The sequence below is a fragment of the Streptomyces sp. NPDC002176 genome (genome assembly GCF_044903645.1).
Lineage (GTDB): Bacteria > Actinomycetota > Actinomycetes > Streptomycetales > Streptomycetaceae > Streptomyces.
This window is the reverse complement of the sequence record NZ_JBJDQW010000004.1, coordinates 18,193-28,574: the sequence shown is the minus strand read 5'-3', so window position 1 is coordinate 28,574 and position 10,382 is coordinate 18,193. Positions and strand designations below refer to the sequence as shown.

Below are 10,382 nucleotides of genomic sequence, written 5' to 3'. Positions count from 1 at the left end.
CCCGTGCGCTTCCGCCACCCCGACGGCTCCCTCGTCCACCTCGCCTACTGCACCAACGTCCACCCCGCCGAAACCCTCGACGCAGTCGTCGCCCAGCTCCGCGACCACTGTGAACCCGTCCGGCGTCGCCTGGGCCGTGACCGCCTCGGCATCGGCCTCTGGCTCGCCAAGGATGCCGCCCTCGCCCTGGAGAACGACCCCTGCGCCCTCGCCGCCCTCCGCGCCGAACTCGACCGGCGCGGCCTGGAGGTCGTCACCCTCAACGGCTTCCCCTATGAGGGCTTCGGCTCGCAGCAGGTCAAGTACCGCGTCTACAAGCCGGACTGGGCCGATCCCGAACGGCTGCGCCACACCACCGCGCTCGCCCGCATTCTGGCCGGCCTCCTCCCCGACGACATCCTCGAGGGCAGCATCTCCACCCTGCCGCTCGCCTGGCGCACCGCCGCCACCCCCGACCGCCTGGAGACGGCCCGCACCGCCCTGCGCACCCTCGGCGAACGCCTCGACGCCCTCGCGGAACTCACCGGCCGCTCCCTGCGCGTCGGCCTGGAACCCGAACCCGGCTGCGTCATCGAGACCACCGCCGACGCCCTCACCCCCCTCACCGACATCGCCCATCCCCGCATCGGCATCTGCGTCGACACCTGCCATCTCGCCACCTCCTTCGAAGATCCGCACACCGCCCTGGACGCCCTTGTCCGATCCGGCGTCCCCATCGTCAAGTCCCAGCTCTCCGCGGCCCTCCACGCCGAACACCCCCACCGCCCCGACGTCCGCCAGGCCCTCGCCGCGTTCGCCGAGCCCCGGTTCCTGCACCAGACCCGCACCCTCACCGCCACCGGACGACACGGCACCGACGACCTCGACGAGGCCCTCCAGGACGGCGCCCTGCCCGACAGCGCGCCCTGGCGCACCCACGTCCACGTCCCCCTGCACGCGGCCCCCGCCGCGCCCCTCACCTCCACCCTCCCCGTTCTCGCCACCGCCCTGACCCGTCTCGTCGGTGGACCGCACCCCCTCACCCGCCACCTCGAGGTCGAGACCTACACCTGGCACGCCCTCCCCGCCGAGCTGAGGCCCCGCACCCGCGCCCAGCTCACCGACGGCATCGCCGCCGAACTCGCCCTCGCCCGCGACCTCCTCACCGACCTCGGCCTGAAGGAGCTGCCATGACCGGCCGACCCGCGGCCGCACCCGGCCGCCCCACCCCGCTACTCGTCTTGGACGTCGTCGGCCTCACCCCCCGCCTCCTCGCTCACATGCCCCACCTGCGCGCCCTCGCGGACCAGGGCTCCCGCGCCCATCTCGGCACCGTCCTGCCCGCCGTCACCTGCGCCGCCCAGTCCACTTTCCTGACCGGCACCACGCCCGCCGAGCACGGCATCGTCGGCAACGGCTGGTACTTCCGCGAACTCGGCGACGTCCTGCTGTGGCGCCAGCACAACGGCCTCGTCGCCGGAGACAAGCTCTGGGACGCCGCCCGTCGCGCCCACCCCGGCTACACCGTGGCCAACATCTGCTGGTGGTACGCCATGGGCGCCGACACCGACTTCACCGTCACCCCCCGTCCCGTCTACTACGCCGACGGCCGCAAGGAACCCGACTGCTACACCCGCCCTTCCGACCTGCACGACGAACTCACGGCGAAATTCGGCACGTTCCCCCTCTTCCAGTTCTGGGGACCGGGCGCCGGTCTCGCCTCCAGCCGCTGGATCATCGACGCCACCCGCCACATCCAGCGCACCCGCCGCCCCGACCTGACCCTCTGCTACCTCCCCCACCTCGACTACGACCTCCAGCGCTACGGCCCCGACGACCCACGCTCCCTCACCGCGGCCGCCGACCTGGACGCCGCGATCGCACCGCTCCTGGACGACGCCCACGCCGAAGGCCGCACCGTCGTCGCCCTGTCCGAGTACGGCATCACCCGCGCGGACCGTCCCGTCGACATCAACCGCGCCCTGCGCCGAGCCGGGCTGCTGGAGGTGCACGAGCAGGACGGCATGGAGTACCTCGACCCGATGGCCTCACGGGCCTTCGCGGTAGCCGACCACCAGATCGCCCATGTCTACGTGCGCCGCCCCGAAGACCTCGACGCCACCCGCGCCGCCCTCACCTGCCTGCCCGGCATCGCCCAACTCCTGGACGACGAGGGCAAGAAGCACCACCACCTCGACCACCCGCGCTCGGGCGAACTGGTCGCCGTGGCGGAACCGGACGCCTGGTTCACGTACTACTACTGGCTCGACGATGCCCGCGCGCCGGACTTCGCCCGGCTCGTGGAGATCCACCGCAAACCCGGCTACGACCCGGTCGAACTCTTCATGGACCCCCTCGACCCCTACGTCAAGGTCAAGGCGGCGGCCGCGCTGGCCCGCAAGAAGCTCGGCCTGCGCTACCGCATGGCGGTCGTACCCCTGGACCCGTCACCTATTCGGGGCAGCCACGGCCGCCTTCCCGCGAGCGACGACGAAGGTCCGCTCCTCATCTGCTCCACCCCCCGTGCCGTCGGCGACCGTGTCCAGGCCACCGATGTGAAATCACTCCTGCTCCGACTCGCCGGACTCACCTGACGAGCCCTCATGACACCCGTCTCGTGTGCCTGGTCCCCAGTGAAGCACTCACCACTGACAACGCCCTCCCACACCCCGGAGTTCCCGCATGAGCCGCATTTCGCGCAATCACCCCGAACTGACCCATCGACTGACCAGAAGGGGCATGCTGGGCGTCGCCGCGGGCGCCACGGCCGCCGCCCTGCTGGGCGCGGCAGGCCCCGCCTCGGCCGCGACCACCGCCCCCGCGCCCGCCGTCGGCCGGGGCCGTCCCGTCCTGCCCCCCGGCCGCCTGGGCATCCAGCTCTACAGCCTGCGCGACAAGGTCGGCACCCTCGGCTTCGCCCCCGTCTTCGCCGAGCTGGAGAAGTACGGCTACGACGAGATCGAGTTCGCCGGATACACCCAGGGCTCCGCGGGACCCATCACCCTCGCCGCCCTCCGGCGCCTCGCCAGGGACCACGGCCTGACCCCGATCGGCAGCCACGTCGGCTACTACTCCGACAACCCGAACGCCTACACCTTCGCCCAGAACCTCGAGAAGGTCCTCGACGACGCCCAGGCCCTCGGCCTCAAGCACATCGGCACCGCCTCCGGCCCGTTCCGCTACGGCTCGACCGTCGACGCCTGGAAGCGCGCCGCGCAGGAGTTCAACACCTACGGCGCGGCGGCCAAGGCGCGCGGCATGAAGTTCTACCAGCACAACCACTCCGACGAGTTCGCCTTCGCCGCCGACGACCCCAAGGTCCGCCTCTACGACGTCCTCCTGGCGGAGACCGACCCCGACCTCGTCCACCTCGAAATGGACATCTACTGGGCCTACGCGGGTCAGTTCCGCTTCTCCAAGCGCCCCGACGGCACCCCGGCCCCCTTCGACCCGCTGGACTACGTCCTCGCCCACCCCCACCGCTACCCCCTCTTCCACGTCAAGGACGGCGTGAGCGACCCCACGAACGAGTTCGGCTACCGAATGACGGACGTCGGCGACGGTGACATCGACTACCAGCGCTTCATCTCCACCGTCACCCACCTACGCGGCCAACGCCTGGCCCACCACTGGCAGACCGAGCACGACAGCCCCCCGGACTCCCTGAGCTTCGCCCGCCGATCGAGCGCGTACCTGCACTCCCTGCGCGAGAAGTGCTGACGGCGACCACATGACGACTCGCTCTGGCGGGAGCGTGGAGCCTCCGCCAGAGCGAGTCGTCGTCGTGCGTTGCCGGGATCAGCGGGTGTAGGTGACCCGCTTCTCCTTCAGGGACGCGCAGTTGGAGCCGGAGATCTGCACGTACACGTTCTTGATCTGGCCACCCCAGTCGACGCAGTGCCCCTTGCCGTAGACGTAGGTCGGACCGGCGTACGAGGTGAAGTTGCCGTAGTCGTCGTCGCCCTGGTCGGTGTCGGCGACGTAGAGCCACGCCGACATGGCGACCGCGGTGCCGGGGCTGTTGCGGATGGTGGTCACACAGTTCTTGCCGTTGGACGCGTTGTAGGTCAGGTAGACGGTCCCGAGCGAGCCGACGGCCGCGGAGTTGACGGTGCGGTAGCTGCTCCCGCAGACCTTCTGCGGGGTGGTGTTGGGCGCGGCGGACGCGGGCGCGGCCATCGCGGTGGTGGCCCCGAGCGCGAGCGCGGCCAGCGCACCGACGGTGAGGGCAGTACGGTTTGATCGCATATTTCCCCCTTGTGGCGGTAGAAGCTCGTTGCTCCTGTCTGGTGTGACTAGCGACGCATCCGGATGGTTGCACCGTTCTTCGAAGAAAGCCCGATCGGCGTAATCCACAGCTCGGCTGCGAGTACCGGGTGGCTGCCGCTCCGGGCCCGGTGATACATATGCGCGATGGCAGGCAACGGCTCCGGTGAGTTTCAGGCAGGGCAGTCGGGGCTCGTCGTCAGGGTCCCCGAGGCAGAACCCGCCGTCCGAGCATGGCGTGACCGTCTGGACCCCTCAGCCCGTGCGGGTGTTCCGGCTCATGTCACCATCCTCTTCCCGTTCCTCCACGAGAGCCGCATCGACGACGGCACCCACGCGGCCATCCGAGAAGTGATTGGACGTCACCACCCCTTCGAGGCCCGGTTCGAGCGCTGCGGGCGATTCCCGGGGATCTTGTACCTAGCGCCCGACCCGGACGCCCCCTTCCGTCGGCTGACCGAGGCAATCGCCAAACGCTGGCAGGAGACCCCACCCTTCGGCGGCCAGTTCGACGAGGTCGTCCCCCACCTGACCATCGCCCAGGGACAGGACGATGCCGTGCTGAAGGAAGCCGAGGCCGACCTCCGCGCCCGGCTTCCCGTCACTGCCCGGGTGTCGTCGGTCGAGCTGCTGGTCCACGACGGCACCAGGTGGCAGCAGCGGGCGTCGTTCGCCCTGCGGTGATCAATCTCTGTGGCCCGCAGGGGTGTTCAGCTGGGGCCGGAGAAGTCGTTCACCGCTACCGGAACGGAAACTGAATCAACTCGCCACCCGAACATCCCCTGATGCCCCAGGATGGTGACTGCCTTTTCACGGCTGAACACGCGGGGGATTGCCATGGCGGACCTGGTCATGATGACTGTCACGGACGACGAAGGCAGCGTTGTCTTTGAGGCCGAGACCGACCTTGCCGCCCCGGATCTCGAACTTGCGGCCGATGACGGTGTGGTGAGGCGTGCCGAGACCTCACTGCGCGACGCTCTCGCGCGGGTGCGGCCCGCTCTGGTGCAGGTGTCGGAGACCGTGAGAGCCATGCGACCGGACGAGGCGGAGATCCAGTTCGGTCTCAAGATCGGAGGCGAGAGCGGGGTTGTCGTCGCCAAGGGCACGGCCGAGGTGAACTTCGCCGTCCGTGTGCTGTGGAAGCGGGACTGACGGTCGTGCAGACGCAGCGGGAGGGCTTCGTCGTCAAGATCCGATCGCGGTCTTCGGACACTCCCGTGGGTGTCGGATTCGTGGTCGGCGGACGCCACATTGTCACCTGTGCGCACGTCGTCAACGCGGCCCTGGGCCTGGACAAGCGCCATCAGGAACGTCCACCGGTCGACGCCCGGATCCAGGTCGAGTTCGTTCTGCTCGGCGACGGGGAAGGCGCGCCGCTGCGGGTGTGTCGTGTCGTCGCCTGGGACCCGCCACCGGGTTCCCATGGCTCAGGGCGGGACGTCGCCGGGTTGATCATCGTCGGTGACACCCTGCCCGCGCACGCTGGTGCCGCGCGACTGCTGGACGCGTCACCAGGGCTGGCCAAGGATTCACCCGTGGCCGTGTTCGGCTTCGCGGGCACACCACCGCGCAAGGCCAACGGGGCCTGGAGCACCTGTGCCCTGAGGGGATCTGTCGGCGGAGGTCTCATCCAACTCGACGTGCGCGCGGAGGCCGCTCTGCGCGCCCAGCCGGGCTACAGCGGCGCCCCGGTCATCGCCACGGACCGCTGGGGCGATTTCGTGGTCGGGATGCTCGCGATCGCCGGTCGGGACGGTCTCGCCCAGGACGCCTACGCCATCCCCCTGTCAGAGGTGGCGGCCGCCTGGCCCGACCTGCTGGGGCGCTCCCTGCTCCCTCCCTGCCCCTACCGCGGCCTGGATGCGTTCACCGCCCAGGACGGCAAGAGCGGCGTGTTCGTCGGCCGTGAAGCGGAGGTCGAGCTGCTGAGGAACATGGTGAGAGCCAAGCCGCTCGTCATGGTCACCGGCCCGTCAGGAGTGGGCAAGTCCTCGCTGGTCGCCGCCGGACTGCGGCCTGAGCTTGAGAGCGAGGGGTGGCGGGTAGCCACCTTCCGCCCGGGCACGTCACCGTTCGAGGCGGTCGCCCGGGCCCTGCTCGACGCCGAACGGCCGGGGGCACAGCACTCGCTCGAGGAGCTGGAACACCGGGCCGACGTCCTGCGGCTGAACGGGTTCTGGCCCGTGGCATCGAAGATCGCGATTCTTACCGGACAGCGGCTGGCGCTCGTGGGAGATCAGTTCGAGGAGACGTTCGGGAGCGGCACCGGCGCCGATCCCCTCACCTTCCTACACAGCCTGCTTCCCTCCGCGGACAGCGCTCCCGATGCGCGGGTGCGACTGGTCTGCACGCTGCGCGCGGACTTCCTCCCCGATCTGCTGGCCCTACCCGACATCGGTAGCCGTATCCAGGACAGACAACTGAATGTTTCGCCCATGGACGAGTCGGCGCTGACGCGCGTCATCGTCGAGCCCGCCCGCTTCTCCGAAGTCACCTTCAGCCCCGGGCTGCCTGAGCGGATCGCGGCTGAGGCGAGCAGAGCGCCGGGAAGCCTGCCCCTGCTGGAATTCACGCTCACGGAACTGTGGCCGTTGCAGCAGGAGCGGCAGATCAACTTCGACAGCTACCACGGCCTGGGTGGTGTGTCGGGAGCGCTCAACCGACATGCGGAGAACGTGTACCACTGGCTGCGCGAGCACATGGGTCTCGGGGAACACCGGATCCGCCGCGTCCTGCTGGCCATGGTGCGGGCAAGGGACGGAAGCGCCAACGCCGTACGCGTCACGGCACATCGCGCACATTTGGGGGACGACTGGAATGTGGCCCGACTCCTCGCCGAACCGGAGCACCGCATCGTGGTTCTGGGGCCCGCGGGACCCGGCACGGCGGAAATCGCTCACGAGGCCCTGATCCGGGAATGGGACCGGCTCTCCGACTGGGTCCAGGAGGACGCCGCCTTCCAGCAGTGGCTGAGCGTCATGGAGGAACGCGCCCGGGAGAAGGACCTGCTCTCCGCGCCCCGCGTGGCAGAAGCACAGAGCTGGCTGGGCGAACGGAGGGCCGACATCCCTTCGGACGTCACGACCTTCATCGAACACAGCAGCGAGGTGCTGCTCCGGCAACAGCAGCATACGAAGGAGCTCCTCGCCCAGTCGCAGGAGCTGACGCGGCAGTTGCGCCTGCGGACCGAGGAACTGGAAGCGCAGGCGGCGCTGTTGGCCCAGCAGAGTCGTGACCTCGAGGCGAGGAACATCGAGATCGAGGACGCTCGGCAAGTCCTGGAAGAACGTGCCGAGCAACTCGCCGTCTCCATGCGCTACAAGAACGAGTTCCTCGCCAACGTGTCGCACGAGCTGCGAACGCCGCTCAACGTCTCGCTGATCCTTGCCAAGCTCCTCGCCGACAACCCGGAAGCGAATCTGACGCCCAGGCAGGTCGAGTTCGCCGAGACGATCCATGGAGCGGGCTCCGATCTGCTCCAGCTGATCAATGACATCCTCGACCTGACGAAGGTCGAGGCGGGCAGGATGGAGGTGTCACCGGACCGTATCGAACTCGCCTTTCTCGTTGACTACGTGGTGGCGACTTTCCGGCCCCTGACCGATGAGAAGGGCCTGCAGCTGACGGTGCGTGTCTCACCCGCGCTGCCGAAGGTGATCGTCACCGACGATCAGCGGCTTCTCCAGGTTCTGCGCAACCTGTTGTCGAACGCTGTGAAGTTCACTGACGCCGGGTCTGTCGAACTGGCCATCCACCCCGCCGCCCCGGACGTGCCGGCGCGGCTCGGGGAGCACGGAACGCTGCGCGATGCGGGCACCGACTTGATCGCCTTTTCGGTGACCGACACCGGCATCGGTATCTCGGCCGGCAACATGAGGGTCATCTTCGAGGCGTTCAAGCAGGCCGACGGCACGACCAGCCGCAAGTACGGGGGGACCGGCCTGGGCCTGTCCATCTCGCGGGAGATCGCGCAGCTGCTCGGCGGCGAGATCCACGCACGGAGCAGGCCGGGGGTCGGCTCTACCTTCACCCTCTACCTGCCACTACACCGCGGCGACCTGGCGGTGCCCGACTTCGGGCTGTCGGCGAAAGCCGCTGAACGGCCGATCAGTTCGACCCGGTCCGCGACGAACGGCAACCCGGAGGTGTGGACGCCGGAGGAGCCGCACGAACCGCCGGAACGACCCGATATCCGATTCGACGGCGAGAAGGTACTGGTCGTCGACGACGACGTCAGCAGTGGCTTCGCGCTGACCAGCATCCTCGAACAGTACGGCCTGGCGGTGCTGTATGCGGAGAATGGCCGCGAGGGCCTTCAGGTCCTGGAGGAGCACGACGACGTGGCCGCAGTGCTGATGGACATCATGATGCCTGAGATGGACGGCTACGCGGCCACCGCGGCGATCCGGGCCTCCCCGGCACTGGCCGACATCCCCGTGATCATGCTGACCGCGCGTGCGATGGACCAGGACCGGGCACGGGCTCACGCGGCGGGTGCCTCTGCCTACCTCACCAAGCCCGTCGACCTCGACGGTCTCCTCACCACGCTGAGAACGTGGCTGCCGTCCGACGGTCACGACAGCTCCGGCTGACCGGTCAGCTGATGCGATGGCTCTCCCAGAAAACCCCGAGGTCGTCGTCCGTCATGGATTGGGCGAGCCTCTTGAAGTCGTCGGTGGTGGACACGCCGTACCAATGGTCGCGGGCATAGCGCTTGAGGAGCCGGGCCATGGTGTCGTCGCCGAGGCTGCGCTGCAGGTCGGCGAGGGCGCAGGGTCCGGCCGTGTAGACGAGGTGGTACTGACCGGGGTGCTGCGACCAGTAGGCCATCGAGCCGGTGAGCGCGGCGCTGTCGTCCGGCCAGTACACGTCGGACCAGCAGTCGCGGGTGTCCCAGCCGTAGAAGCGGGCGTTGGCGTACTGGGCGAAGCTCTCGTCCAGCCACGGTGAGGCGTACTCGTCGTTGCCGACGATGCCGTACCACCACTGGTGCGCCACCTCATGGACGGCGGCGCCGCCCTCCTCCGTGGTGCCGAGGAGGACGAGGCCGGGGTACTCCATGCCGCCGCCGAACCCGCTGGTCATCACGAGGTCGATCTCGCCGTACGGGTAGCGGCCGAACTCCCGGCCGAACCGCTCGATCGCGGCGACGGCGTCCGTACGGTTGAGGCGCACGCCCGCGGCCGGGGTGTCCGCCGACCAGTACGACCTCACCCGAACACCCTCGGGTGTGGTGTCCGTGGCCGTCCGGAACGGGCCCGCCGCCCAGGCGAAGTCCCGCACCTGCTCCGCGACGCTGACCGTGACCGTACGGTGGGGGCCGCCGGGGTGAGTCCGGGTGTGACCTGTGGCGGGGACGCGCAGCGCGGAGGGGTGGTCGAGACGTACGCGGAAGTCACCCGCCAGTGAGTAGAAGCTCTCGCCGAGCGCCACGTACGGGTCGAGGTGCCACCCCTTGGCGTCGAGCACGGCCAGCACCGGCAACGCGTTGCCGAGGAAGCGGTACGCGTTCTCGCGGCCGAAGCGGGCGTTGCGGCCGGGCACGGCGAGGGAGACGTCGAAGGAGACGGACGTCCGCTCACCCCGCCCGAGCGGTTTGGGCAGGGCGATGCGCAGAGCCGTGCAGTCGACGGTCGGACCATCCGGTGTGCCACCGCGCACGTGCGACACGACGACGGGGGAGGGGGTGCCAGGCGTGCCGCACTTGTCCTCGCCATTGCCCCACAGCCGCAGGTACACCTCGCGCAGGGGCTGACCGGACGCGTTCCGGAACGACACCCGCTGCCGTCCGCTCCAGTGGCTGCCGTCGGCGTCGGAGCGCAGGCTCACGTCGTAGCGAGCGCGATCGGGTGTCGCGGCGGCACGGGACGTCCCCGGCCCGGCCGACGCGTCGGCACGTCGCTCCCCAGTGCCGACCGTCGCGAGCAGCACCATCAGCACGACGAACAGACGACGGCCGGAGCATGACAGCGATACGAGCAGCGATGCGCCTGACGGTGACATGCCAGCGCATACTGCCATGCCGGACCGCTTCTCGACCCCACTCGGACGCCTGATGGGCTGAATTCCCGCTGCCGAAAAGGAAGTTGCTGTCTGTTTCCGCATCGCGGGGGTATGGGGGAGGCTCAGCCGCA

Annotated in this window: 7 protein-coding genes and 2 pseudogenes; 7 read left to right on the top strand and 2 right to left on the bottom strand. The window is 69.4% G+C overall.

Annotated elements, in window-relative coordinates; all coding sequences use genetic code 11:
* Positions 1-3: 3 nt before the first annotated feature.
* The 3 genes from eboE to ACI2LY_RS19290 all read left to right on the top strand — a co-directional run bounded on the left by eboE (position 4) and on the right by ACI2LY_RS19290 (position 3,699).
* Positions 4-1,173, top strand: a complete 1,170-nt coding sequence (eboE, locus tag ACI2LY_RS19300) for a metabolite traffic protein EboE (RefSeq protein ID WP_404708205.1) — start codon at positions 4-6, stop codon at positions 1,171-1,173.
* Complete coding sequence (locus ACI2LY_RS19295) at positions 1,170-2,573, top strand: nucleotide pyrophosphatase/phosphodiesterase family protein (RefSeq protein WP_404708204.1); 1,404 nt, start codon at positions 1,170-1,172, stop codon at positions 2,571-2,573. Before eboE ends, ACI2LY_RS19295 begins: the two co-directional genes overlap by 4 nt.
* A gap of 88 nt (positions 2,574-2,661) precedes the next feature.
* On the top strand, positions 2,662-3,699 hold the full coding sequence (locus ACI2LY_RS19290) for a sugar phosphate isomerase/epimerase family protein (RefSeq protein ID WP_404708203.1): 1,038 nt from the start codon (positions 2,662-2,664) through the stop codon (positions 3,697-3,699).
* Between the two features lie 78 nt (positions 3,700-3,777).
* On the opposite strand, the gene ACI2LY_RS19285 is transcribed toward ACI2LY_RS19290, so the two are convergent.
* Complete coding sequence (locus tag ACI2LY_RS19285) at positions 3,778-4,227, bottom strand: spore-associated protein (protein ID WP_388997622.1); 450 nt, start codon at positions 4,225-4,227, stop codon at positions 3,778-3,780.
* A gap of 165 nt (positions 4,228-4,392) precedes the next feature.
* On the opposite strand from ACI2LY_RS19285, the gene ACI2LY_RS19280 reads away from it, so the two are divergent.
* From ACI2LY_RS19280 to ACI2LY_RS19265, 4 genes and pseudogenes are all read left to right on the top strand, one after another.
* Positions 4,393-4,929, top strand: coding sequence for a 2'-5' RNA ligase family protein (locus ACI2LY_RS19280; protein WP_404708202.1), 537 nt, complete (start codon positions 4,393-4,395; stop codon positions 4,927-4,929).
* Positions 4,930-5,082: 153 nt separating this feature from the next.
* On the top strand, positions 5,083-5,400 hold the full coding sequence (locus ACI2LY_RS19275) for a CU044_2847 family protein (RefSeq protein ID WP_404708201.1): 318 nt from the start codon (positions 5,083-5,085) through the stop codon (positions 5,398-5,400).
* Positions 5,385-7,187: pseudogene (locus ACI2LY_RS19270) on the top strand (AAA family ATPase); the annotation flags it as partial. The gene ACI2LY_RS19275 and the pseudogene ACI2LY_RS19270, both read left to right, overlap by 16 nt.
* A 192-nt stretch (positions 7,188-7,379) precedes the next feature.
* A pseudogene (locus ACI2LY_RS19265) lies at positions 7,380-8,840 on the top strand (hybrid sensor histidine kinase/response regulator); the annotation flags it as partial.
* Positions 8,841-8,844: 4 nt separating this feature from the next.
* Here ACI2LY_RS19265 and ACI2LY_RS19260 read toward each other — a convergent pair.
* Entirely contained in the window at positions 8,845-10,251 is a 1,407-nt protein-coding gene (locus tag ACI2LY_RS19260) for a M1 family metallopeptidase (protein ID WP_404708200.1), read from the bottom strand.
* Positions 10,252-10,382 lie beyond the last annotated feature (131 nt).

Coding starts and splice junctions, on each gene's coding strand:
- ACI2LY_RS19260 (WP_404708200.1), bottom strand. CDS start 10,251: ATGTCACCGTCAGGCGCATCGCTGCTCGTATCGCTGTCATGCTCCGGC.
- ACI2LY_RS19285 (WP_388997622.1), bottom strand. CDS start 4,227: ATGCGATCAAACCGTACTGCCCTCACCGTCGGTGCGCTGGCCGCGCTC.
- ACI2LY_RS19295 (WP_404708204.1), top strand. CDS start 1,170: ATGACCGGCCGACCCGCGGCCGCACCCGGCCGCCCCACCCCGCTACTC.
- ACI2LY_RS19275 (WP_404708201.1), top strand. CDS start 5,083: ATGGCGGACCTGGTCATGATGACTGTCACGGACGACGAAGGCAGCGTT.
- ACI2LY_RS19280 (WP_404708202.1), top strand. CDS start 4,393: ATGGCAGGCAACGGCTCCGGTGAGTTTCAGGCAGGGCAGTCGGGGCTC.
- ACI2LY_RS19290 (WP_404708203.1), top strand. CDS start 2,662: ATGAGCCGCATTTCGCGCAATCACCCCGAACTGACCCATCGACTGACC.